The 23,733-nt window shown below is 70.6% G+C and carries 19 protein-coding genes, 1 tRNA gene, 1 other RNA gene and 1 pseudogene; 14 read left to right on the forward strand and 8 right to left on the reverse strand.

Annotated elements, in window-relative coordinates; all coding sequences use genetic code 11:
• Position 1: 1 nt before the first annotated feature.
• The 3 genes from D7231_RS12115 to D7231_RS12125 all read right to left on the reverse strand — a co-directional run bounded on the left by D7231_RS12115 (position 2) and on the right by D7231_RS12125 (position 4,147).
• A complete protein-coding gene (locus tag D7231_RS12115) occupies positions 2-892 on the reverse strand; it encodes a phosphorothioated DNA-binding restriction endonuclease (RefSeq protein WP_120755266.1) in 891 nt (296 codons plus the stop codon).
• A gap of 547 nt (positions 893-1,439) precedes the next feature.
• On the reverse strand, positions 1,440-2,429 hold the full coding sequence (locus D7231_RS12120; RefSeq protein WP_120755267.1) for a BsuBI/PstI family type II restriction endonuclease: 990 nt from the start codon (positions 2,427-2,429) through the stop codon (positions 1,440-1,442).
• Positions 2,430-2,587: 158 nt separating this feature from the next.
• Complete coding sequence (locus D7231_RS12125; RefSeq protein ID WP_120755269.1) at positions 2,588-4,147, reverse strand: Eco57I restriction-modification methylase domain-containing protein; 1,560 nt, start codon at positions 4,145-4,147, stop codon at positions 2,588-2,590.
• A 287-nt stretch (positions 4,148-4,434) separates the two neighbouring features.
• On the opposite strand from D7231_RS12125, the pseudogene D7231_RS12130 reads away from it, so the two are divergent.
• Both D7231_RS12130 and D7231_RS12135 read left to right on the forward strand, forming a co-directional pair.
• Positions 4,435-4,688: pseudogene (locus D7231_RS12130) on the forward strand (tyrosine-type recombinase/integrase); the annotation flags it as partial.
• Positions 4,689-4,881: 193 nt separating this feature from the next.
• Positions 4,882-6,096: a competence protein CoiA family protein gene (locus D7231_RS12135; RefSeq protein WP_241999667.1), complete on the forward strand. Its 1,215-nt coding sequence runs from the start codon at positions 4,882-4,884 to the stop codon at positions 6,094-6,096.
• A 140-nt stretch (positions 6,097-6,236) separates the two neighbouring features.
• Here the strand turns inward: D7231_RS12135 and D7231_RS12140 are convergent.
• A tRNA-Ser gene (locus tag D7231_RS12140) sits at positions 6,237-6,324 on the reverse strand.
• Positions 6,325-6,435: 111 nt separating this feature from the next.
• Here D7231_RS12140 and ffs point away from each other — a divergent pair.
• From ffs to D7231_RS12170, 6 genes are all read left to right on the forward strand, one after another.
• An RNA gene (ffs, locus tag D7231_RS12145) (signal recognition particle sRNA small type) lies at positions 6,436-6,530 on the forward strand.
• Positions 6,531-6,616: 86 nt separating this feature from the next.
• The gene (locus tag D7231_RS12150) at positions 6,617-8,875 is read left to right on the forward strand and encodes a DNA polymerase III subunit gamma and tau (protein WP_120755271.1); all 2,259 of its coding nucleotides are present in this window, start codon (positions 6,617-6,619) and stop codon (positions 8,873-8,875) included.
• A gap of 183 nt (positions 8,876-9,058) precedes the next feature.
• The gene (locus tag D7231_RS12155) at positions 9,059-9,403 is read left to right on the forward strand and encodes a YbaB/EbfC family nucleoid-associated protein (RefSeq protein ID WP_120755273.1); all 345 of its coding nucleotides are present in this window, start codon (positions 9,059-9,061) and stop codon (positions 9,401-9,403) included.
• Positions 9,404-9,494: 91 nt separating this feature from the next.
• Positions 9,495-10,094, forward strand: a complete 600-nt coding sequence (gene recR / locus D7231_RS12160; RefSeq protein WP_030367243.1) for a recombination mediator RecR — start codon at positions 9,495-9,497, stop codon at positions 10,092-10,094.
• Complete coding sequence (locus D7231_RS12165; RefSeq protein WP_106674364.1) at positions 10,087-10,743, forward strand: DUF5063 domain-containing protein; 657 nt, start codon at positions 10,087-10,089, stop codon at positions 10,741-10,743. The genes recR and D7231_RS12165 overlap by 8 nt, the downstream gene beginning before the upstream one ends.
• A 260-nt stretch (positions 10,744-11,003) precedes the next feature.
• Positions 11,004-12,050: a methyltransferase gene (locus tag D7231_RS12170; protein WP_120755275.1), complete on the forward strand. Its 1,047-nt coding sequence runs from the start codon at positions 11,004-11,006 to the stop codon at positions 12,048-12,050.
• Between the two features lie 94 nt (positions 12,051-12,144).
• Here the strand turns inward: D7231_RS12170 and D7231_RS12175 are convergent, their stop codons facing one another.
• Complete coding sequence (locus tag D7231_RS12175) at positions 12,145-14,040, reverse strand: ATP-binding protein (RefSeq protein WP_147449708.1); 1,896 nt, start codon at positions 14,038-14,040, stop codon at positions 12,145-12,147.
• Complete coding sequence (locus tag D7231_RS12180) at positions 14,037-14,468, reverse strand: hypothetical protein (protein WP_199739346.1); 432 nt, start codon at positions 14,466-14,468, stop codon at positions 14,037-14,039. Before D7231_RS12180 ends, D7231_RS12175 begins: the two co-directional genes overlap by 4 nt.
• A 261-nt stretch (positions 14,469-14,729) precedes the next feature.
• Here D7231_RS12180 and D7231_RS12185 point away from each other — a divergent pair, with 261 nt between their 5' ends.
• Entirely contained in the window at positions 14,730-15,713 is a 984-nt protein-coding gene (locus tag D7231_RS12185; protein WP_120755279.1) for a helix-turn-helix domain-containing protein, read from the forward strand.
• Between the two features lie 4 nt (positions 15,714-15,717).
• On the opposite strand, the gene D7231_RS12190 is transcribed toward D7231_RS12185, so the two are convergent.
• On the reverse strand, positions 15,718-16,053 hold the full coding sequence (locus D7231_RS12190) for a darcynin family protein (RefSeq protein ID WP_120755281.1): 336 nt from the start codon (positions 16,051-16,053) through the stop codon (positions 15,718-15,720).
• 414 nt (positions 16,054-16,467) lie between these two features.
• Between D7231_RS12190 and D7231_RS12195 the strand changes: the two genes are divergently transcribed.
• The 5 genes from D7231_RS12195 to D7231_RS12215 all read left to right on the forward strand — a co-directional run bounded on the left by D7231_RS12195 (position 16,468) and on the right by D7231_RS12215 (position 21,856).
• Positions 16,468-17,739, forward strand: coding sequence for an aspartate kinase (locus tag D7231_RS12195; protein ID WP_120755283.1), 1,272 nt, complete (start codon positions 16,468-16,470; stop codon positions 17,737-17,739).
• Complete coding sequence (locus D7231_RS12200) at positions 17,736-18,842, forward strand: aspartate-semialdehyde dehydrogenase (RefSeq protein ID WP_120755285.1); 1,107 nt, start codon at positions 17,736-17,738, stop codon at positions 18,840-18,842. Before D7231_RS12195 ends, D7231_RS12200 begins: the two co-directional genes overlap by 4 nt.
• Before the next feature lie 362 nt (positions 18,843-19,204).
• On the forward strand, positions 19,205-19,783 hold the full coding sequence (locus D7231_RS12205; protein ID WP_194960694.1) for a SigE family RNA polymerase sigma factor: 579 nt from the start codon (positions 19,205-19,207) through the stop codon (positions 19,781-19,783).
• The gene (locus D7231_RS12210) at positions 19,780-20,937 is read left to right on the forward strand and encodes an anti-sigma factor (RefSeq protein WP_241999669.1); all 1,158 of its coding nucleotides are present in this window, start codon (positions 19,780-19,782) and stop codon (positions 20,935-20,937) included. Before D7231_RS12205 ends, D7231_RS12210 begins: the two co-directional genes overlap by 4 nt.
• A 67-nt stretch (positions 20,938-21,004) precedes the next feature.
• A complete protein-coding gene (locus tag D7231_RS12215; RefSeq protein WP_120755287.1) occupies positions 21,005-21,856 on the forward strand; it encodes an SURF1 family protein in 852 nt (283 codons plus the stop codon).
• Here D7231_RS12215 and D7231_RS12220 read toward each other — a convergent pair.
• Entirely contained in the window at positions 21,771-23,636 is a 1,866-nt protein-coding gene (locus D7231_RS12220) for a S9 family peptidase (protein WP_120755289.1), read from the reverse strand. The two genes, D7231_RS12215 and D7231_RS12220, sit on opposite strands and share 86 nt — an antisense overlap.
• Positions 23,637-23,733: the final 97 nt, after the last annotated feature.

Below are 23,733 nucleotides of genomic sequence, written 5' to 3' on the forward strand. Positions count from 1 at the left end.
GTCAGGCGGCGGGGCGGGGAACGCCGTGGAAGACCTGGCTGGCGTGCCAGGAGCGGTGGGCCGCGGCGACGGGGCGTGCACCCTGCTGAGGACCGATGAGCGGCCGCCCCGAGAGGGCTATGACGTGTTCGCGAGCGGCAGGGCTGTGGCCGATGAAGCTCTGTGACACGAGAACGCGGTGGCCGTCACCGATGCCGAGGACACCCTTGTCGAAGAGCTTGTGGTGCAGCGAGCACAGGCACAGCCCGTTGTCGACGTCGTCGGGCCCGCCGAACGCCCACCAGCGCACGTGCGCCGCCTCCAGCCCGACCGGCACCGCGCCGATCCTGCCGTCGTAGCCGCAGAAGGCGCACCGGTACTCGTAGGCGGTCAGCACCGCCTCCCGCATCCGCCGGTCCCGTTGCCGCCGCCCGGCCGCAAGCGGCCCGGCCTCCACCACCGGCTCAGGCTCCAGGCCGACGGCCTCGCACAGTTCGTCGTGGAGAGAGGGCGGGAAATTCTGGTCGAGCAGCACCCGGGCCATCCGCCCGAGCAGCGACGGCTCCCGCCCCAGCGCCGCCCGCAACTCCGGCACCAGCCGCCCGGCGGCCCCCGCCGCCCGCAGCACCTGCACCCCGCTGCCGGGACTGCCCGGCCCGCGATCGGTACGCACCTCCCACACCCCGTCGCTGACCAAGTGGTGGAAGGGGTACGCGGGTGTGGTCTTGTTCGCCGGCCCGTACTCGGCCAGCAGCCGCTTCAAGTCCGCCTCCACGGCGCTGTACTTCAGCACCGACCCGGCGTCCTGCTGATACCGGCCGAGCGCATAGAGAAACAGCAACGGCTTGTGCGGCGCCCGAACCCCGCCTTGCCTCCACTGCCGCAGATTCGACGTCCGCTCAACCCAGTCCACGGCGGGCAATCGTATCCCCACACCCCCGAGCCCAACAGAAAAGCAATAGGCCCCCGGAGGCCACCACCGGTCAACAGGCCCGGGGCTTTCACAACGCTGCAAACGTGGCGCTGCGAGATGCCGTTCGGCGCGGTGTGGCCCGCTCCTCCCACAGTGACATCCCCGGCACCACGCAACGTGGTCGTGCCTGCGGAAAACCGCGGCGAAAGTGTCAAGAGCGCTCTACGCGGACACGGCGGACGTGCGATCCGCCATGGTCTACGGAGCCTTGTGCGGACTGGCCACGGCCGGCGCTGGCGACGGCGCCCGCGAAGGTCTCGTGCGAGCACCCAACAGCGCCGGATGGGTGTTCGAACCGGCCGCCCCGGCGGAACGCACCACAGATCCTCACGCTCTCGTCGACCGTAAGCGCGCGGCGGCCTTTCCGGGCATGCTGGAGGTGCCTGTTCATGAGTGATGCCTCATCGGCGCCAGCGCCGACGCCCGGGTAGGTCGTCGCCGATATCTTCTTTGATGGCCGCCCCGCTTTGCGTGGCGGCCATCGCTTTTATTCGCCCTTGTCGTACGGTCCGAGGAAACGCTCGCCGTTGAAGTGCACCATGTGTGTTTCTTCTTCCGCGACCCAGACTTCCGTTTCCCAGGCGATGTCGGCAGCGAACTGGCGGAACTTCTTCCTCGTCTGGAAGGCAGTAACGAAGACCAGGCCTGGGCGGGCTCCCGCGAAGATTTCCTTCAGCTGGGCGACCCGCAGGCCGTTCACCGGTCCGGTAGAGGTGACTGCCTCCACCAGCACAAGCCAGTCCCGCTCGGTGTAGTGGATCACTACGTCGGGCATCTTGCCATGGGCGTCCACCACCACGCCGAGCTCAGCGAGGTACTCGGGTTTGTTCACGATCCACTTGGAGCCTGTGTCGCCTAGGTAGACGACGGTGCCCCCGGGCGTGAACTGTGATGCGAAGCGCTCGACGACAGCTCCGATGAGTTCGCTGTGCTCTCCCGGGCTGAGCTTGACCTCGGTTCCGTCGGGAAGCTCGACCGGAACTCGATGAACCGACCTCTCGGCGGCCCACACCTCGGTCAGCTTTTTCCACTCGGCGTGGAATTCCTCCAGGGACTTTTCCCACGCTGACGTGCCGTACGCCGCCAGCGCCTTTACCGCTAGATCGCTGGGGCGATATCGATTGTTCTTGTCGTTTGTGGCCCGGCCCGGCGCATCGGAGTTCTTGACGAGGATACCGGCATCGATGAGCTGGTGGACCGACTCCTTACGCACGGACTCGCGACTGTTCGGGGCGTACCGGGTCGGGTCTTTTGTGCCCTTGGGGATGTCCGGGTAGCGGTCGGCCATCCAAGCCATGCACTCGGTGATTCCGAGGGTGTTCGAGCTTACGGCCGCCCATTCCTGCGTCGGGCCAAGGTTGAACATCGAGAGCAGGACGAGCGCGGTCCGGGTGTTCTGCTGCTTTAGGGGCATCCCTATTGCGGCGAGAACTTCCTTCGCCTCGTCGAGCTTCTTCTCTTGCTGCGCTTTCGTCACTCGCTGACCCTTCCCAGCCATGCTGACACGGTGAGTGAAGGTCAGGCTACAAGGTGTCCGAGCGGGTGCTGCTGACTGTTGGGGTTACATGCTTCGAGCAGGTGCTGCGCTCTCGCCAGGACGCCCATTACCAGCCAATCGGGAGCGGTGTGCTGGAGCTACACCTCGCTGAGAGAGGCGGGTTCGGTCGGCTCCAGATGGCGTTCCACTAGGTCATCCAGCTTCTCCTGGTCGGGCCATCCGCCCTCTATCCATTCGCTGCCAATGGCCCGAAGTTGTGCATTGCTTGGGTAGCGCAGGTTCCGCAGGTCGGTAGCGTTGACCTGTGTGTGGCCGCTGAACCGTCGAATGAGTCGGTCCAGCAGCGTGGAGTTGAGCCAGAGACAGAGGCCGCGTGCGACTTCCTTGGGGAGTCCGGCACCCGCGCTGTGGAACACGTTCACGTGGTTTTCGAAGCCGATTCTCGCGCAAGGCGTCACATCGGGATCGAAAACGGTGGCAACCACGCGACGCTTCTCCTCCTTGGAGGACAATCGCTTCACCACGACGTAATACCCGGACGGGAAGGTCATCTTCTCCGTGTCGGAGTTAAGCATGATTGCGTTGTTCTTCTTAGCGCCAGGTACGGGCCAGCGGATTCCGCCATCGCGCATGTGTAGCGGGTAGATGAGCGGAACCGTACCTTCCTCTGGGTCGGGGCGGAGGTGCTCCTTGGAGCGGAAGTCCACCACGCGACCAGTTGAAACCTGGCATTCGATCCCGGCGAGGTTTTCGGCAAGCCCCGCATGGGTCGCGGCGAGCTGGGCGTCTTCCTCGTCTGCGCTGATGTGGATGAAATGCTCACTGTCCTCGGGCTGGACCATCTCCCGGTATTCCATGACGCGGCTGCGAATTTCGCCGCCGTAGCTATGGCTGGAGGATACGACGATGGGGCCTCGGTCGGGCGCATCGGTGCGCGTTGCCGAGAAGATCACGTTCTCCTGGAGCACGTCTGTGTCGGCGAATACCTTGTTCCGCGCCTCGAACAGGTGTATGCGGTCAATGTGTATCCGGTCGAGAAGGTACTTGCGGAACGGTCGGAAGTAAGGGCCGTTCGCGAAACTTCTCGGGGTGATAGCCACGAGCTGGCCACCGGGGGCGAGGAGGTGGATCCCGAGGGCCAGGAACGCAGAGTAGAGGTTCGAAGTTTCTGTGCAAGCCGCTGTGACTGCCATGCGCTCGCGCGAGTTGGCGGCCAGCTTCTTGTACGGAGGGTTCATCACCACGAGGTCGAACGGGCCGCGATCTTCACCGAAGAGGCCTTCAGCCTGTGTAGTCCAGGCGATGAAGTCGTCGGTTACCAGGGTGGTCTCAACCCGCCCGCCGGATGCCCGGGCCGTGCTCGCGCAGTCCTCCAGAGTCGCCAGCAGGGTCGCGTGGAGCTGTGGGTCGTTCTCGCAGGCCGTCACGCTGAGCTGGGCTTCTGGCTGCTCCTGGAGGATGCGCGACACGAGAGAGGCGGTTAGAGAGCCGGCCCCAGCGCCGGGGTCCAGGATCCGGATCGGGCCTGTGTGGTCCAGCCTGGCCAGCGAGGCAATGAAGTCTGCGGCAGGGGCGGGTGTGAAGTACTGGCCGCGCTTCGCGCGCTCTTTCGGATCAAGAGCCGAAGAGGACTCCTGCCGCCGAACCTCCGTACGGGCTACAAGATCCGTTGTCGCTGCTGCTGCCTCTGCTGCCATGGGCACAGCGTAGCCAGATTGCGCTCACGTCGATGAGCCTGTGGAAAACGCTCCCGGCGCACTCTTCCACCGACTTATCAGCTCGCGCCGTGGGCCGTGAGGTGCAAATGCGAAGCCTTCCGTCAAACTGGCGAGTACGGCCTTCCCCTTGTCTGCGGTGCTGAGAGCCGGAAAGCCAATCACGCCGGATTCGATGTAGGCCCCCATTCCTGGACCAAGAGAAAAGGCCGTGGACGGCCGTCGTGGTCTGCCTCGGTGCAGCCGTCGTGGACCAGCTCGAGGGCCGCGTCACCGCTCTGGCCCTCGGCCTCCGCCAGGGTGCGGTGCTCGGTCTTCAGTGGACGGACGTCGACTGTGAGGCAGGGGTGATCCGCGTCAGCCGTGGGCGGCTCCGCCCCCGGTACAAGCACGGCTGCGGCAACCGCTGCGGACGTAAGCCCGGCTACTGCCCTCAGAAGATCAACATGCGCCGCGAGGCCAAGGACGCGAAGTTCCGCGCGGGCAAGGGCCCTGCGACGTTCCGCAGGAGCTGATGGAGCTGCCCTCGTTGGGCGGGTGTTCCAGGACACTGCCGACAAGATCGGCGGGCTCCTCTGGCCTGTCCGCGCCCAGGCATTCCAAGGGAGCTGAGCCACAGCCCGTTTCAAGGGCCCCGCTTGGGGGCGCAATTCGGGGATCATCTCCATTGATTCCACGGCCTGTTGAGTGTCAGTGCCCGCTTCTATCGTGGAGGGATGGCGAATGGGGTGTGGCACACCGGATACGGCATAGAGGTCAATCTGTCGCTGCCTGACCTCGGTCATCCGGGGCGTCCCGATCTGTTGCGGGAGATCACCGCGAGCGTCGCCGAGCGCGATCCGCAGCTGCTCGAATGCCTCGCGCATCACGACGGCCGCGAGTGTGTGTCCGAGTCGGGCGGGAAGTCGCCGTGGATGTTCATCCGCCGAGGGCGTGTCGGGGGCCGCCGGCCCCTGGTCGCTTCCCACCTGCCGATCACGCACAGGGCGACACCGGCTGAGAGCGAGCAGCACAAGGCCACCAAGGAGCGGATCGTGGAGACCGCCTCGCGCTACGGCCTGGAGGCCGGCGTCGAGGTGCCCACCACGAACCGCCGGAGCATCTCGGACGCGCTGGTCACCGGTCCCGGAGGAATCCGGATCGGCTGGGAGATCCAGTACCACCACCTCAGCCCCAGCAGCGTGCACCGCCGGTCGGTCAATGCGGTGCAGAACCGGATCACGCCCTTGTGGGTGGCGAAGGACCGCACGGCTTCCCTGATCGACCGCGCGCCCTGGGCAAGGGTGGACGACATGCCGTGGAAGGAGATCGCGGGCGGTAGGGAGATGGTGATCCGCGGTGGGTATCGGTACCTCCAGGTCTGGAAGTGCGTCCCCAGCAGCCCCCGCGTCTGTCCTATCACCGACGGCGCCGGTCATTGTGAGCAGCTTCACTCCGAATGGTTCCTGCCCGCTCTCTGTCACCCGGAGAAGAAAGCGGTGCAGTTGGAAGACCTCGTGCTGTCGAGCGCGACGGGGGACAGCGTTCCGGTCTACGTGCCGAACCGTGGCGGCGGCCGGGCCGGGCGTCACATGTGGGTGCCGGCAGCCGACTGTCGGCTCTGGCGGGAGATGACCGGCCAGACGGATCCCTTGCCCACGGCGGAGTCCCAGGATCAGGACGATGAGATCACCTTCGCCGAGCAGGAGATCGACCGGAAATGCAGGGCGGGCGAGGAGGGCTGGTTCGCCAGCGATGCACGGCCCGTCCGCGACATGGGGCAGCCGACCGGAGGCTTCACCTTGGCCCGGATGCCGGCGCAGCGGATTATGAGTCCGCTGCTGATCACGCCGGTCGAGCGCGCCGCGGCCTCCGCCGCGCTGGGCTGCCCGCCGTGGGAGCTGGGGACCGTGTGCCGAGTGCGGACAGCTGATGCGGCGGTACGGGCGTGACGCGGCCATGTTCTGCATCGCCTGCCGTGCCGTCCTGAACGGCCGGTAGCGGTAACTGCAACCAAAACTGCAACCACAGAACGCCGAAGGCCCCGGCCGGTTTCCCGGTCGGGGCCTTCGGTTCGTGCCCGGTGAGGCACTGGCGGAGGATACGAGATTCGAACTCGTGAGGGGTTGCCCCCAACACGCTTTCCAAGCGTGCGCCCTAGGCCTCTAGGCGAATCCTCCGCCGCAAACAATACAAGACGCGGAGGGGTGCTCGCGAACACGTGGTCGCGGGGTGGGGGTGGGGCGGGGGAGCGGGCACGGGCACCGGGTGGGATCCGCTAGGCTGGGGGGCAAGCCCCTCACGTGGCGCTATCTGACTGAACTCCCCCAGGGCCGGAAGGCAGCAAGGGTAGGTCGGCTCTGGCGGGTGCGTGGGGGGCCCTTGTGTTTCCGGGGCCCGCGACCCGGGGCCGCGGGGGCCTGCGGATGTGAGCGAGGCCACTTGTCAGTGGGGCCCGATATCGTCGTAGGTGTGTCGTCCCTCGCGCTCTACCGCCGCTACCGCCCCGAGTCCTTCGCCGAGGTCATCGGGCAGGAGCATGTCACCACCCCGTTGCAGCAGGCGCTGCGCAACAACAGGGTCAATCACGCGTATCTGTTCAGCGGGCCGCGAGGCTGCGGAAAGACGACGAGCGCGCGCATCCTCGCCCGCTGTCTGAACTGCGAGCAGGGCCCGACGCCCACCCCGTGCGGGGAGTGCCAGTCGTGTCAGGACCTCGCGCGCAACGGGCGCGGTTCGATCGACGTCATCGAGATCGACGCCGCCTCCCACGGTGGCGTGGACGACGCCCGTGAGCTGCGGGAGAAGGCCTTCTTCGGGCCCGCCTCCAGCCGCTACAAGATCTACATCATCGACGAAGCCCACATGGTCACCTCGGCGGGCTTCAACGCCCTGCTGAAGGTGGTCGAGGAGCCGCCGGAGCACCTCAAGTTCATCTTCGCGACCACGGAGCCCGAGAAGGTCATCGGGACCATCCGGTCGCGTACGCACCACTACCCCTTCCGGCTGGTCCCCCCGGGCACGCTGCGTGAGTATCTGGGTGAGGTGTGCGACCGCGAGGCCATTCCCGTCGAGGACGGGGTGCTGCCGCTGGTCGTGCGGGCGGGTGCCGGATCCGTACGTGACTCGATGTCCGTCATGGACCAGCTCCTCGCCGGCGCGGCCGAGGACGGTGTGACATACGCCATGGCGACGTCCCTCCTCGGGTACACGGACGGGTCGCTGCTCGACGCCGTGGTGGACGCCTTCGCGGCGAACGACGGCGCCGCGGCCTTCGAGGTCGTCGACCGCGTCATCGAGGGCGGCAACGACCCCCGCCGCTTCGTCGCCGACCTCTTGGAGCGCCTGCGCGACCTGGTGATCCTCGCCGCCGTGCCCGACGCGGCCGAGAAGGGCCTCATCGACGCGCCCGCTGACGTCGTGGAGCGCATGCAGGCCCAGGCCGGCGTCTTCGGCCCGGGCGAGCTCAGCCGCGCCGCCGACCTCGTCAACGAGGGCCTGACGGAGATGCGGGGCGCGACCTCGCCGCGGCTGCAGCTGGAGCTGATCTGCGCGCGCGTCCTGCTCCCCGCGGCCTACGACGACGAGCGGTCCGTACGGGCCCGGCTCGAGAAGCTGGAGCGCGGCGCGGCCTCGCTCGTGTCCGCGCCCATGGTTCCCGCCACCGGCTACGTCCCCGGGCCCGGCGCGCACGCCCCTGACCAGGCCTACGGGCAGCCCGCGCAGGCCGCCGGGCTGTCCGGCCCCGCCGCGGCGCGCGCGGCGGTCTCCGGGGCTCCTGCGCCAGCTGCCGCCGCTCCCGTCCAGGCTGCCGCCCCGGCCCCGGCGGCTCCTGCCCCGGCCGCCCCCGTGGCACCGCAGACGCCCCCCGCACCTCAGGCCCCGGCCCCCGAAGCCCCCGCGGCGCGCCCCGCAGGCGCCTGGCCGGCCGCGGCCGCGCCCGGCCAGGGCGGCGGTGGAGCCTCCCGCCCCGGCGCCTGGCCTTCCGCCGTGGCCCCCGGCCAGGGCCAGCCCGCCCCGGCCTCCGCCCCTGCCGCCCCCGCCCCGGCGCCCGCCCCCGCAGCTGCCGGCACAGGCGCAGGTGCAGGTGCGGGCGCGGGATCCCAGGCCGGCCCCGTGGGCGACCCCAACCAGGTCCGCCAGATGTGGCCCGCCATCCTGGACGCGGTCAAGAACCGCCGCCGCTTCACCTGGATCGTCCTCAGCCAGAACGCCGAGGTCGTCGGCTTCGACGGCACGACCTTGCAGATCGGCTTCGCCAACGCCGGCGCGCGCGACAGCTTCGCCAACAGCGGCAGCGAGGAGGTCCTCCGCCAGGCGATCGGCGACGCCTACCAGGGCCAGGTCCAGTGGAAGATCGAGCTCGTCGTCGGTGCGGGCCCGGCGCCGGGGGCAGGCGCCCCCGCGGGCGGCTTCGGCGGCGGCTACGCCCCGCAGGCCCCCGCACCCGCCGCTCCCCGCCCGGCCCCGGCCGCCCCGCAGCCCCAGGCGAGCCCGAGCCCGGCAAGCCGGCAGCAGCACCAGTCCCCCTACCAGGCACCCGCCTCCCCCACGCCTCCGCCGCCCCCGCCGGCCCAGGCCTACCGCGAGCCCGAGCCGCCGCCCGTCGCCCCCGAGGACGACATGCCCGCCGAGGACGACCCGGACCTCGACGAGACCGCCCTGACCGGCCACGACCTCATCGTCCGCGAGCTGGGCGCGACCGTCATCGAAGAGATCGCGAACGAGTAGGGCAACTAGTCCGGACACACCGGACACAGGGGCCCGCAGCGACACCGCCGGAACCCCCCGGGTGCGCTGCATGCGCCCCCAGGCGCCCCCTGTTCTTCTTCGCCCGGCATGGGGCGCCGGAGGCGGCGACCACGTAGGCTCGGGCTACCGAGACAAACGTCGTCGAAAGCCAGGAGCGAACCCGTGATTCCCGGTGGTGGCCAGCCCAACATGCAGCAGCTCCTCCAGCAGGCGCAGAAGATGCAGCAGGATCTCGCCGCAGCGCAGGAAGAGCTCGCCCGTACGCCCGTCGAGGGCTCGTCGGGCGGCGGCCTGGTGAAGGCGACGGTCACCGGCGCCGGCGAGCTCCAGGCCCTGGCGATCGACCCCAAGGCCGTCGACCCCGAGGACACCGAGACCCTCGCCGATCTCATCCTCGCCGCCGTCCGCGACGCCAACAACGCGGCCCAGCAGCTCCAGCAGCAGAAGCTCGGCCCGCTCGCCCAGGGCCTGGGCGGCGGCAGCGGCATCCCCGGCCTGCCGTTCTGACCTGACCCGTTCTGACCTGCCCTTTTGAGCAGACGGAACAGCACGTAACCAAGAGCGCACAAGCGAAGAGCGAAGAAGGAGTATTCGATCCGTGTATGAAGGCGTGGTCCAGGACCTCATCGACGAGCTGGGCAGGCTGCCCGGCGTCGGTCCCAAGAGCGCGCAGCGGATCGCCTTCCACATCCTTCAGGCCGAGCCGGCCGACGTCCGCCGGCTCGCCCATGCCCTGACCGAGGTCAAGGCCAAGGTCCGCTTCTGCGCTGTCTGCGGCAATGTCGCCCAGGAGGAGCGCTGCCGGGTCTGCCAGGACCCGCGCCGCGATCCCGCGGTGATCTGCGTCGTGGAGGAGTCCAAGGACGTCGTCGCCATCGAGCGGACGAGGGAGTTCCGCGGCCGCTACCACGTCCTCGGCGGGGCCATCAGCCCCATCGAGGGCGTCGGGCCCGACGATCTGCGCATCCGCGAGCTGCTCGCACGGCTCGCGGACGGCACCGTCACCGAGCTGATTCTGGCCACCGACCCCAATCTGGAAGGTGAGGCCACCGCCACGTACCTCGCCCGTATGGTGAAGCCCATGGGGCTCAAGGTCACGCGGCTGGCCAGCGGCCTTCCCGTAGGGGGAGACCTTGAATACGCCGACGAGGTCACGCTCGGGCGTGCCTTCGAAGGGAGACGACTTCTCGATGTCTGACGCAACGCTGCATGACGCCAAGCGCGACCCCGACGACTTCGCGGTCTCGGTCGCGGACTCCATCGAGAGCTTCATCGTCGCCGTCGCCGAGGTGTCGCGCGGCGATGAGCCCGACAGCGCCGTGCCCTTCCTGCTGCTGGAGATCTCCCAGCTGCTCCTCACCGGCGGCAGGCTCGGCGCGCACGAGGACTTCCTCCCCGACGAGCGCTACGAGCCCGACGTCGGCCCCGAGCCGGACGTCGACGAGCTGCGGGAGCGCTTCGCCCGGCTCCTGGACCCCGTGGACGTCTACTCGGAGGTCTTCGACCCGTACGTGCCGCGTACGGCCCCCGTCGCCTGCCGCATCTCCGACGACCTCGCCGACATCATCACCGACCTGCGGCACGGCATGGCCCACTACCGGGACGGCCGGGTCAGCGAGGCCCTGTGGTGGTGGCAGTTCTCGTACCTGTCCAACTGGGGCCCGACGGCCTCGGCCGCCCTCCGCGCGCTCCAGTCGCTGGTCGCCCACGTACGCCTCGACCAGCCCCTGGACGAGCTCGGCGGCCTGGACACCGACTCCGTGGCGACGGAGGAGCGGCTCGCCGAGGAGGCGGGGCGCGTGATGGAGGCGGAGATCGCGGGGCCACTGGGGCTGCGCGGGGCCTGAGGGACGCTGCGCGGGACTCGACGGACGCGGCGGCGAGGGCTGACGCGGCCCGGCCCGGTCCCAACCCGCCCGGTCCGCCGCCCCGCCCGTACCCGCCTGACATGACCCTGCCCGGACCGCTCCTGCCACCCACCCGCCAACTTCGGCCATCGTTGAGCATTCGACGTCCCCGGCCTCCCTCCCCCTCGTAGCCTGCGAGACGAGCGCCCCTGACGAGGGGGCTCCGTCGCCTCTGACGAGGGGACTACGAGGGGAGAGACATGGACGCCACTTCCGGCACCGGTCGGTCCGACGAAAACCCCGCCATCTCGACCGAGTTGGGCGATGCCGCCTTCGGTTACTTCTACGCCTCCGCACTGCGCGCCGTCGCCGTCCACCGCGTCGCCGACCACCTCGCCGACGGCCCCCTGGAGCCCGGCGAGCTCGCCCGCCGCGCGGGCCTGCACGGGTCTACGCTGCGCCGCGTGCTGCGGCTGCTCGCCACGCGCGGCATCTTCCAGGAGGACGAGCAGGGCGCCTTCGGCCTCACCCCGGCCGCCGACCTGCTCCGTACGGACGCGCCCCACTCGGCGCGCACCGGCATGGTCTGGCTCACCGACGAGGTCTTCCGGCGCTCGGCGGCGGGCCTGGAGGACGCGCTCCGCACGGGCGCCGTCCCGTTCCAGACGGCGTACGGCATGCCTTTCTTCGACTACCTGATGACGGACGCCGACGCCCAGCGCCAGTTCGACACGGGCATGGCGAACATGTCCGGCCCGGAGGACGAACTCATCGCCGACGCGTACGAGTTCCCGGCCGGCGGTACGGTCGTGGACGTCGGCGGCGGCCGCGGCGGGCTGGTCCGGGCCGTGCTCAGCCGCAACCCCGGGCTGTCCGGCATCCTGTTCGACCAGGAGCAGACGGTGGCCGCGCACCTCCTGGAGGAGGGCACGGAAGCCAAGGCGATCGCCGGCCGCTGGCGCACGGACGGCGGCAACTTCTTCGAGGCCGTGACGCCCGGCGGCGACATCTACCTCCTCAAGCACATCCTCCACGACTGGAACGACGAGGAGTGCCTGCGCATCCTGCGCGCGATCCGCGCCGCGATCGCCCCCGGCGGCAAGCTGCTGGCCGTGGACGCGGTCCTCCCGCAGGGCAACGAACCGCACATGGCCAAGGTCCTGGACATCACCATGCTGGCCCTCGTGACGGGCCGGGAGCGTACGGAGCGGGAGTTCCGCGACCTGCTCGGCGAGGCGGGCTTCAGGGTGGACCGGATCATCCCCACGCCCGGCTTCAGCTCGATCATCGAGGCGCTGCCGGTCTGACGGTCTATCCCTGCCCCCCTGATCACCCCTGACCTCTGACGCGGCGGCGGGCTGAGCTCCGGGCGTCGGAGGTCGGGGACGGACTCCGCGTGGGTCACTCCTGATCGGCCTCCTCCGTGCGATCGAGGGCTTCAAGGACCCGTTCTTTGAGTGCCTTTACTCTGCGCAGGACCCGTTCGTCCGCGGGGAGCGGCAGCAGAATGGCCAAGGTCTGATCGATTGCGGCGAGCGAGTCTTCGGTACTGCCCGTGAGCGCAATGCGTTCGGCGTGGCGGAGATAGGCCCTGGCTCGCTCGTACGGGTCCTCATCGTCCAGGTTTTCAACGCCCGGGTCCTCAATGCCCGGGTCCTCACCGTCGGCGAGCATCCCGCACGTCACCCCGGCACTTATCGCGGCGAAGCTCACGCAGCCGGCGAAGCCCGGGAGCGGATTCGGCACCCTGATCCGTTGCAGGACGCTGGTGGGGAGAGTCGCGAGCACTGTGAGGCCCAGACGGACGGCATCGTCGTCGTGCGATTCGAGCACGAGTTCCAACTGTGTGAGGTACAGCGGCGCGAGCTCGTGCTCGGCCAGGTGAGGCCACCGTGCCGAGGCGGAGGCGAGCGCGTAGAAGGCGTGCCGGGGCCACCCCGGCAACCCGCCTTTGCCGGCCAGGAGCCGGCGGGCCGCACCCGTGGCCCACGGATCCGGCGCGTAGTCCTCCACCTCGTGCCCGGGCGTGGTCAACGCGATGAAGTCCTCGGCGAGGACGTCCGGATAGAGGGGCTCCAGCACGGTCCCGGCGTGCGGGGTGGAGGACGGATACGGCGCCGCATGGTCCGTGAAGAGCCGGGCCGCGTCCCCGTCCCGGCAGGCGTCGATCGCTGTCAGGGCCGCCCGGCCGTCCTGATACGTCATGGCACCCGTAAGAGCCGCCGTATAGACGGCTCTGCCGAGCGTGTCCGGGGGCGTCGTGACCCGGCCGTTGGCGTGCAGCGTCTGCCAGTGGTCACGCTCACGGTTCAGGAGATAGGCGGAGAACTGCGCCGGAGTGTCCAGGCCGGCCGGCGCCTGCGCCGGGCTGCGGCGTACGCGGTCGACCGCTGCCAGCGCCGCCATGTGGATGGCGAGGACCGACCGGAAGCCGGAGTCCTTGGACAGTACGACGGACGGCGGGGTGACGCCGTGCGCCTCGGGCGCCTCCAGAGCGGCGGCAAACTGCTCCCGGGCCGCCGCGAAAAGGTCCCCCGCGCTCGTGATCGGGTCATCCGCCAGCGTTGACAGCCGCAATTGCTGCGCCTCCAGGCCCATCCGGTCCAGCCGATTGGCGAGCGGCTGCCACCACGCACCGGCCGGCCGGGCCACCAGCAGCACCCGTGCCGGGCGGCCCTCCTGGCGTGCTGCGTCCCGTATGAGCTCCAGCAGGTCGGCTACGGGCCACCGTTCGGCGTAGTCGGCCACCATCAGCACGCCGGTTCCGGTCTTATCCGCCCGGCGCGCCGCGGGCCCCACCGCCGTAGGTCGCAGTGCTGCGGGTTCCACCGCCGCGGGTCCCACCAGCGCGGGCCCTACCGGCGCCGGATCGCTCGCATGCCGTGCCTGTAGTACGTCCCAGCCCGCCTCCCGGCTCCGCGCCGCGAACCGCGCCGCCAACCGCGTCTTGCCCTGGCCGCCCGACCCGTGCAGCAGCAGCACCGACACGGGCGGCGCGCCATCGCGCCACCGCGTGAGGCGCGCCAGCTCGGCGGCCCGCCCGGTAAAGGGGACGACTCCCTGCCGGGCCAGCAGCAGGCGGGCCGGCTGGGCGCGGGCCTCCTCGACGGTCAGTCGGGTGCGGGCCTGCGGGAACACCTCCACCCGGTACAGCGGGGGCTCCCCACCAGCGACGGACACATCGCCCGTCACACCCGACACCTGCACCACGGACCCGTACACGACCGACCTCGCCACCCACGAGCCGCGGCTCCGCGCGACCGGCCCGGCGGCTCGGCGGCGCTTGGGCCACTTCACGGGCCCTGCTCGATGTCGACATCTCCGCCCGTCTCACGGACCTGGTCGACCGGCCCGCCGACCGCGCTACCGGAGACGGTCTGACCGTTCCCCGGGGGCGCGGCAGGGCCCGGCGCGGGCGGTGTAACCGGCGCCGTCCCCGGCCCACCCGTATGCCGGATCCGTACGTTCCCGCACGTCCCGTCGACCATCGCCACCCCGCCCCCGACGGAGCTGCCGACCACCCCCTGACCACCCGCCGCGTCCCGCCGCCCGCGGCGTAATCCGGCCACCGCGATCCACAGCCCCGCCAGCCCCACGAACAGCCCCAGCACCGTGGCCCACCGCTGCGCCGCATCCCACCCCACCAGCGAGAAGTACACCGCGAGCCCCACCACAGCCACTGCCGCGGCGGCCCCGCCCCAACGCGCCTGCATCTGTCCGGTCATGTACGGCATCGTCCACGTGGTCTGGAGGAGACCGGTTCGCCAAGTGCTGTTTGTGGCAGGGACGTTACCGTTCCGGCGCCGGTCTGCCGTCGCGTGCGCCCGGGCCGTATGCCCAGCCGTATGCCCGGACTGTGCGCGCGGACCTGCCCGTAGTGAAACAAGGGGCGAGCGATTCCCGGTCTGATCATCTACCTGGGAAGCCATGTCACTATCGGCCGACGCTCCTGACCGTAAGGAGCTGCCGAGAAGTGGGGGAATGAAGTGCTCCTGGGCTGTTTGGGAGTCACTGCGGAAGAAGAGCGGATCTACCGGTTTCTCTTGAAGGGGGGGAAGGGAACCGTCGAGGAGATCCGCCAGGCGCTGGGGCTGGCCGGACCGGACGTCCGCTCCACGCTGGAACGGCTGGTCGGCCTCGGTCTGGTGCACACCCGCGGCGGTGGGGTCACGGCCGTCGACCCCGCCATCGGCGTCGAGCGGCTCGTCGAGGACGTCATGGCCGGTCTGCGGGCGCGGATGCAGCAGGCGGACGCGGCCAGGGCGGCGATCTCCGAGCTGGGGCAGGAGTTCCGGCGCGGGGAGGGCGTACGGGCAGCCCCGGCGCCGGACATCGAGCACGTCACCGGCCGCCAGGAGGTCTGGGACCGGCTCGACGAACTGACCTTCTTCGCGTACCGCGAGGTCATGGCGATCCACCCCGGCGCGCCGTGGCGGCCCTGGAACATCGAGGCGGCCCGCCCCCTCGACATGCGCTGCCTGCGCCGCGGCCTGACGTACCGGCTGATCGTCGTACGCGAAGCCCTCCAGGACCCCCTGACCAGGGCATATCTGGAAGAGCTCCGTTCAGCCGGAGCGCAGGTCCGCTGCGTCGAGGAACCGGTTCAGCGGATGGCCGTCTACGACCGGAGCCGGGCCGTCGTGCCGCTCGACCCGGAGGAGAAGCGGCGCGGCGCCGTCGTCGTGCGCCAGCCGGGGCTGGTCGCCGGCTTCGTGGACCTCTTCGAGCAGACCTGGCAGTCGGCCGCGGACCCGGCCACGGTGGACGGCGGCGAGGAATGCCCGCTGCCCGAGCTCGACAGGCAGGTGCTGGAGGCTCTCGTACGGGCCGACAAGGACGAGGTCGCGGCGCGCGAACTGGGCGTCTCGCTGCGTACGTTCCAGCGGTACGTCGCCCACCTCATGGCCCGTCTGGACGCCGGCAGCCGCTTCCAGGCGGCCGTACGGGCGAAGGAGCGTGGCTGGCTCTAGCTCGTTACGCGGCGGAGGCGGACTCCTCGAAGGCGCGATAGCCGTCCTCCACGCCGATCCTGATGTCGGTGAAGGCGAGGTACCCGTCGCCGATCAGCGGCGTGTCGCGGAGCTCTTCGACCAGGTGGTAGTACGCCCGCAGGTCCGCGGTCTCCAGCAGCGCGAAGTCGGTGTGCTGCGCGTGGAACGCCTCGGCGTCGAAGAACCGCGCGGAGACGCGGTCGGCGTATTTGGCGAGCACGGGCTGGATGCACCGCTCCCGCATGTCATTCCGCTCGTCGCGGGAGAGGCTGAGCCAGGCGGGGCTGAAGGCGTAGCTGAGAACGATGGTGTAGCGCATGCCCCGAATCTGCCGGACCCACGGGCCCCGTGGGGCGCCGAACGCTGCCGGGAACGCGCCAGGGCGTGGCGGCTTCACGACACTCACGACGCGGCATGGCACGGCCACTCACGACACTCACGACGCGGCATGGCACGGCCACTCACGACACGGCGCGGCACGGCGCGACACGACGCCGGTCGGCGACACGACACGACACGACGCCGATCGGTGGCGCGGATCCGGGGAGTGTCGCGGCTCACAAAGTGAGTGGCGTCGCTCCGGTAGGGCAGGAGTGATCACGGGCGGTCCGACGGCGTACCGTTCACGATCATGACGCGGGCGACACGTCTCAGCATGCGGTATCGGCATGGCTGAATCCGGCCGCTCGTTAGACTGAGCCGACCGCATTACACAGAGCTGCGAGGAGCGCACGTGGGCCTTGTCGTGCAGAAGTACGGAGGCTCCTCCGTTGCCGATGCCGAAGGCATCAAGCGGGTTGCCAAGCGAATCGTGGAAGCCAAGAAGAACGGCCACCAGGTGGTCGTCGTGGTTTCCGCGATGGGTGACACGACGGACGAGTTGATCGATCTCGCCGAGCAGGTTTCGCCGATGCCTGCCGGGCGTGAGTTCGACATGCTGCTGACCGCCGGAGAGCGGATCTCCATGGCCCTGCTGGCGATGGCGATCAAAAACCTCGGCCACGCGGCGCAGTCGTTCACCGGCAGCCAGGCCGGTGTCATCACGGACGCGGTCCACGGCAAGGCGCGCATCATCGACGTCACGCCGGGCCGCATCCAGCAGTCGGTGGACTCCGGCAACATCGCGATCGTGGCCGGCTTCCAGGGCGTGTCCCAGGACAGCAAGGACATCACGACCCTGGGCCGCGGCGGATCCGACACCACCGCCGTCGCCCTGGCCGCCGCGCTGAACGCCGAGGTCTGCGAGATCTACACCGACGTCGACGGCGTCTTCACGGCCGACCCGCGGGTGGTGAAGAAGGCCCGCAAGATCGATTGGATCTCGTTCGAGGACATGCTCGAGCTGGCCGCGTCCGGCTCGAAGGTGCTGCTGCACCGCTGCGTCGAGTACGCACGTCGTTACAACATCCCGATCCACGTCCGCTCGTCCTTCTCCGGGCTGCGCGGCACCTGGGTCAGCAACGAACCGCAAGGGGACCAGCCGATGGAGCAGGCGATCATCTCGGGCGTCGCGCACGACACGTCCGAGGCGAAGGTCACGGTCGTCGGGGTGCCGGACAAGCCGGGCGAGGCCGCGACGATCTTCCGGGCGATCTCGGACGCCGAGATCAACATCGACATGATCGTGCAGAACGTCTCGGCGGCCTCCACGGGCCTGACGGACATCTCCTTCACGCTGCCCAAGACCGAGGGCCGCAAGGCGATCGAGGCGCTGGAGAAGACGAAGCCCCGCGTGGGCTTCGACTCGCTGCGCTACGACGACCAGATCGCCAAGATCTCGCTGGTCGGCGCGGGCATGAAGACCAACCCGGGCGTCACCGCGACGTTCTTCGAGGCCCTGTCGAACGCCGGCGTGAACATCGAGCTGATCTCGACCTCTGAGATCCGCATCTCGGTCGTCACCCGCGCCGACGACGTGAACGAGGCCGTCCGCGCGGTGCACTCCGCCTTCGGCCTGGACAGCGAGAGCGACGAGGCCGTCGTCTACGGAGGCACCGGGCGATGACCTCCGGCCCCGCGGCCCGTACCGGCACCTTCACGGGTGCCGGTACGGGCCGTAAGCCGGTGCTCGCCGTCGTCGGCGCCACCGGCGCCGTCGGCACGGTCATGCTGGAGATCCTTTCGCAGCGCCAGGACGTGTGGGGCGAGATCCGGCTCGTCGCCTCCCCGCGCTCGGCGGGGCGCCGGCTCGCCGTGCGCGGCGAGGAGACCGAGGTCGTCGCGCTGAGCGAGGAGGCGTTCGACGGCGTCGACGTCGCCATGTTCGACGTGCCGGACGAGGTCTCCGCGCAGTGGGCGCCGATCGCCGCCGCCAAGGGCACGGTCGTCGTGGACAACTCCGCGGCCTTCCGGATGGACCCGGACGTGCCGCTGGTGGTGCCCGAGGTGAACGCGCACGCCGCGCGCGTACGCCCGCGCGGCATCATCGCCAACCCCAACTGCACGACACTGTCGATGATCGTCGCGGTGGCTGCGCTGCACGCCGAATTCGGGCTCAGCGAGCTGGTCGTCTCCTCGTACCAGGCGGCTTCCGGGGCGGGCAAGGCCGGCGTCGACACGCTGCGGGCGCAGCTCGCCGCGGTGGCCGGCTCGTCGCTGGGGACGCAGCCCGGGGACGTGCGCCGGGCGGTCGGCGACGGGCTCGGCCCCTTCCCCGCGCCCCTCGCGCTGAACGTGGTGCCGTGGGCGGGCTCGCTCCGGGAGGACGGCTGGTCCTCCGAGGAGCTGAAGATCCGGGACGAGTCCCGCAAGATCCTGGGGCTGCCGTCGCTGCGGGTCGCGGCGACGTGCGTACGGGTCCCCGTGATCACCACGCACTCGCTGGCCGTGCACGCGCGGTTCGAGAACGAGGTCACGGTGGAGCAGGCCCACGAGATCCTGGCGAGCGCGCCGGGGGTCGTGCTCGTGGACGATCCCGCCGAGGGGGAGTTCCCCACGCCCGCCGACGCGGTGGGCACCGATCCGACGTGGGTGGGCCGGGTGCGCCGTTCCCTGGACGACCCACGGGCGCTCGACCTCTTCGTCTGCGGCGACAATCTGCGCAAGGGAGCGGCACTGAACACAGCTCAGGTCGCCGAATGCGTGGCGGCGGAGCTGACCACTCCCTAATCTGGAGAAGTGGTGAAGGTCTTGCAGGTCCTGTGATCAAGTCGTTGGTCCAGACCTCTTGAACTGGGTAGATGAAGTGTTCGACGATGCGCTCCCCGCCCACTGCAACCGACAGCGGGCCGGGAGCGTCTTTGCTGCCGTCTCTCAGGGCGGTAGCAAAACCGGGGCATTGAGGAAGAGCTGGTACGCATGAGGGCATATGACGCATCGTCACGCGGCGCATCGTCAGACGCGGCGCCTCGCGTGTACAACCCTGACGGGGGGAAGCGTGTCCAACAGGCGTGGCAGAGGTCATCAGCATCGCAACCGCCCCGAGGCGCGGCGGCAGTGCACTGCGTCCGCGTTCCTACCCGTCGGGCGGCATGCCGGTGATCGCTCCCTGGCCGACCGCCCGGCCCGCCGCCCAGATCCCGCCCCAGCGGGGGGACGCTGACGAAGCAATGGCAGCGGGCACCACAGTCGACCACCTCACCGAGACCTACAGGGCCCACTACCGGTCCCTGCTCGGCCTTGCCGCGCTGCTCCTCGACGACACCGCCTCGTGTGAGGACGTGGTCCAGGAGGCATTCATACGAGTGCACTCCGCGCGCGGCCGGGTCCGGGAGCCGGAGAAGACACTCGCCTATCTGAGGCAGACTGTCGTCAATCTGTCCCGTTCCGCGCTCCGCCGCCGGATCCTCGGGCTGAAGCTGCTCTCCAAGCCGATGCCCGACATGGCGAGCGCCGAAGAGGGTGCGTACGAACAGCTGGAGCGCGACCAATTGATCAAAGCGATGCGTGGACTGCAACGCCGCCAGCGGGAAGTCCTCGTCCTCCGCTACTTCGCCGATATGACCGAGGCCCAGGTCGCCGAGACCCTGGGCCTCTCCCTCGGCTCGGTCAAGGCGTACGGGTCGCGCGGCATCGCGGCGCTCCGCATCGCCATGGAGGCTCCGGCATGACCCGCCCCCCTTATGACGGGCTCGGTCCCGCCGGCGAGCGCGACGGGGGCACGCACGACGGCGGTATGCACGACGACGGTGTGCGTGACATCGGCATGCACGGCACCGGCACGGACAGCACGAGCACGCACGGCACCGGCATGGACGAGCAGACGCTCCGGCAGCTGCTTCAGGGTGCCGTCGGGGACATCGAGCCCGCGCCCGACTCGCTGGACCAGATCCGGCGCGCCGTGCCGGCCCGGCGCACCCGCCGCAGGCAGGCCCTCGTGGGCGCCGCGGCCGCGCTGATCCTCGGCGGCACGGCCCTGCCCGCGGTCGTCCACGTCGCCACCACCGGTGACGCGGTCGAGGAACGCCACGCCAACACGGCCAGCAGTCAGCACACCCCCGAGGATCCGGTCGCCGAGCCCGACGGGGTGGGCGACGGTGCCGGGCGGCCCGATGAGGGCGAGGCCCGGAACCACGACGAAAAGCGGGAGGAACACAAGGACGAGGGGAAAAAGGGCAATGAGCCCAAGCCCGCCGGTTCCTCCCCCGCAGGCATCCCCCCCGCGCCCACGAACACCTTCGCCGCCGTCTCCCCGACCTGCGACCGCGACCAGCTCGGCAAGGGCAGCGGGACGGTCGGCCCTGCCGACCGCGACGGGCGGATCTACGGCGCCTTCCGCGTGGTCAACGTCTCCCGCGCCGTCTGTACGGTGGGCGGGCCGGGGACCGTCGCGGCGAGCCCGCGGGGCAGCGCCGAGAGCGGGCGCGTCTCCGTCGTGGACCACACGCCGGGCGACGCCGCGACCGGCCTGCCCGACCCGGCGACCGAGCCCAGCGAGGTCATCCTTCAGCCCGGCCAGGCCTACGAGGTGAAGTTCGCCTGGATCCCGGCCTCCGACGGCGGGCGCAGCAGCTGCGGCAAGACCGGCGGCGGCGCCTCCCCGGCGCCTTCCGCCGGCGGGGGTGCCAGCGCCTCCCCGGCCGGCTCCGCCACGGCGAGCCAGCAGCAGCCGAGCGTCCCGGATTCGCCGCCGCCCACGCCCCAGCCGAGCGTCGTCCTCAGCCACACCCCGGACGTGGGCGAGCCGGCGATAGCGGACGCCAAGATCGCCGATGCGTGCGCGGGCACGGTCTATCGCACCGGGCCGATCGTCACGACGAACTGACCCCGCCGCGCGGGTCCCCGGCAGGGGGCGGTGACCGGCCCCGCGGCCGTGCCCGTACCGTGGTGGTGTGTATCGGTTCCTGCTGACTCCCCGCTGGTGGGCGATCAACGTCTTCACCGTGGTGGCCATCCCCTTCTGTCTCTTCATGGGCAGCTGGCAGCTCGGCCGCTTCGAAACGCGCGTCGACTCGCACCGCGAGCAGCAGACGCAGGCCGACGACGCCCGTGAGGCCGCGGCCGAGCCGCTGCGCGACCTCCTCCCCGTGACGACCGAGACCTCCGGCCGCCGGGCGACCGCCTCCGGCCGCTACGACACCGAGCACCAGCTGCTCGTGCCGGAGCGGACGCTGGACGACCGCCAGGGCTTCTACGTGCTGACCCTCCTGCGCACGGACGAGGGCAAGGCCCTTCCCGTCGTCCGCGGCTGGCTGCCCGGCGACGCGGACTCCAGGGCCGACACCGCCAAGGTCCCGGCCCCGCCGGCCGGCCACGTGACCGTCACCGGCGCCCTCCAGTCCTCGGAGAGCCCCGGCTCCAAGGGCGTACGGTCCGGCGGCGGCCTGCCCGCCGGCCAGCTCGGCGTGATCAGCGCCGCCTCACTGGTCAACCTCGTCCCGTACGGGGTCCAGGACGCGTGGATCACCGCCACCGAGGCGGACGGGGCCATGACCCCGGTGCCCCCGGCCGCCGCCCCGAACAGCGGCCTGGACCTCAAGGCCTTCCAGAACCTCGGCTACACCGGGGAGTGGTTCGTCTTCGCCGGCTTCGTGCTGTTCATGTGGGCCAGGCTCTTCCGCCGCGAGGCGGAGGCCGCACGGGACCTGGCCCTCGGCATCACTCCGGAGACGGCTCCGGACGCTCCGGGTCCGGACGGCCCAGATGACGCTCCGCAAAAGCGATCTCCAGCCGGAGCTGCTTGATCCGCTCCTCCACCACCAGGGAGCCGTGGCCCGCGTCGTAGCGGTACACCTCCAGGGGGTGGCCGCGTCCCTCCAGCCGCTCCACGTAGTTCTCGATCTGGCGGATCGGGCACCGCGGGTCGTTCATGCCCGCGGAGATGTAGACCGGCGCGCGCACCTGGTCGACGTACGTCAGCGGCGACGACGCCTCGTAGCGCTCCGGCACCTCCTCCGGGGTGCCGCCCAGCAGCGTGCGGTCCAGGGCCTTCAGGGCCTCCATCTCGTCGTGATAGGCCGTCACGTAGTCCGCGACGGGCACGCCGGCCAGGCCCAGCGCCCAGGCCTCCGGCTGGGTGCCCAGGCCGAGCAGCGTCAGATAGCCGCCCCACGACCCGCCCGCCAGCACCAGCCGCCCGGGGTCGGCGATCCCCGCGGAGACCGTCCAGTCCCGGACCGCCGCGATGTCCTCCAGTTCGATGAGGCCCACCCGGTGCTTGAGCGCGTCCGTCCACGCCCGGCCGTAGCCCGTCGAGCCCCGGTAGTTGACGCGGACGACCGCGTAGCCGTGGTCCACCCAGGCCGCGGGGCCCGCGGCGAACGCGTCGCTGTCGTGCCAGGTCGGGCCGCCGTGGATGTCGAAGACCGCCGGGAAGGGGCCGTCGCCCTCCGGCTTCTGGATCAGGGCGTGCACCTTGCCGCCGGGACCCTCCACCCACACGTCCTCGACCGGCACGGAGCCCGGCGCCCGGCCGACCCCGCCCGGCAGCGCCGGCGGATCCAGCACGACCTGCCCGGTCGTGGACCGCACCGCCGACGGCTCGGCGGCCGAGGACCACAGGAACTCCACGCTGCCGTCCGGCCGCGGCAGGGCGCCCGACACCGTGCCCGCCGGAGTGTCCAGGCGGGTCAGCGAGCCCCCGGCCAGCTCGTAGCGGAACAGCTCGCTGCGGGCCTGGAAGCTGTGCTCGATCAGCAGCGCCGAACCGTCCGGATACCAGCCGGCGTCCAGGTCGCCCGGCAGGTCGACGGCCAGGGCCGTCTCCTCGCCCGTCGCGGCGTCCCACAGCATCGGCTCCCAGCGGCCGCGCCGCTGGTGCCCCACGAGCAGCCGGGAGTCCCCGGCCACCGGCGCGAAGCCCATCACGGCCAGGCCCAGCTCCTCCGTGCCGCCCCGCGTGTCGTCCAGCTCGGCGACGGTGCTGCCGTCCGGTCGCACGATCCGGACGGCCGAGTGCATCGCGTCGCCGTGCTCGGTGTGCTCGATCGCGATCAGGGCGCCGTCGTGCGACATGCCGCCGACCCCCGCCGATTCCGTGTGACGGTAGATCTCCACGGGCGCCGCGCCGGGCCGCGCCACGTGGACTGTGGACCCGCCCTTGTCCGTGGAGCGGCCGACCACGGCCGTGCCGTCCCGGCCCAGGGCCAGGCCGGCCGGGTAGGAGGGCTCGAGGCCGGGCGCGGCGGGCTCGTCGGGCCCGCCGTGGAAGGGCTGGCGCATCCACACGCCGAACTCGTCCCCGTCCGTGTCGGAGAACCACCAGATCCATTCGCCGTCGGGCGACAGCACCCCGCCCGTCGTGCCGTTCGGCCGGTCGGTCGCCTGCCGCTGCCCGCCCGTCGCCCGGTCCCAGGCGTACACCTCGAAGGTGCCCGTCACGTTGGACACGAACAGTGCGCGGTCGGGGGCGTCCTGCGCCCATCTCGGCAGCCCGACCCGCGGCGCCCGGAAGCGCTTCTCCCAGTCCGGCACGGCCGTACCGGGCCGCTCGTCGTTCAACTCGGCCCCGTTGCTCTCAGTCATGGACCCATTCTGCGCCGGAGCACGGCCGGGGCGTCCAGGCGAGCCCCAGCCTGTGGATAACCGTCATTCCGCTTAGTGGTTGCCGGGTCTGCTGGGG

The organism is Streptomyces klenkii (assembly GCF_003626645.1).
In the GTDB taxonomy this organism is placed as follows: domain Bacteria; phylum Actinomycetota; class Actinomycetes; order Streptomycetales; family Streptomycetaceae; genus Streptomyces; species Streptomyces klenkii.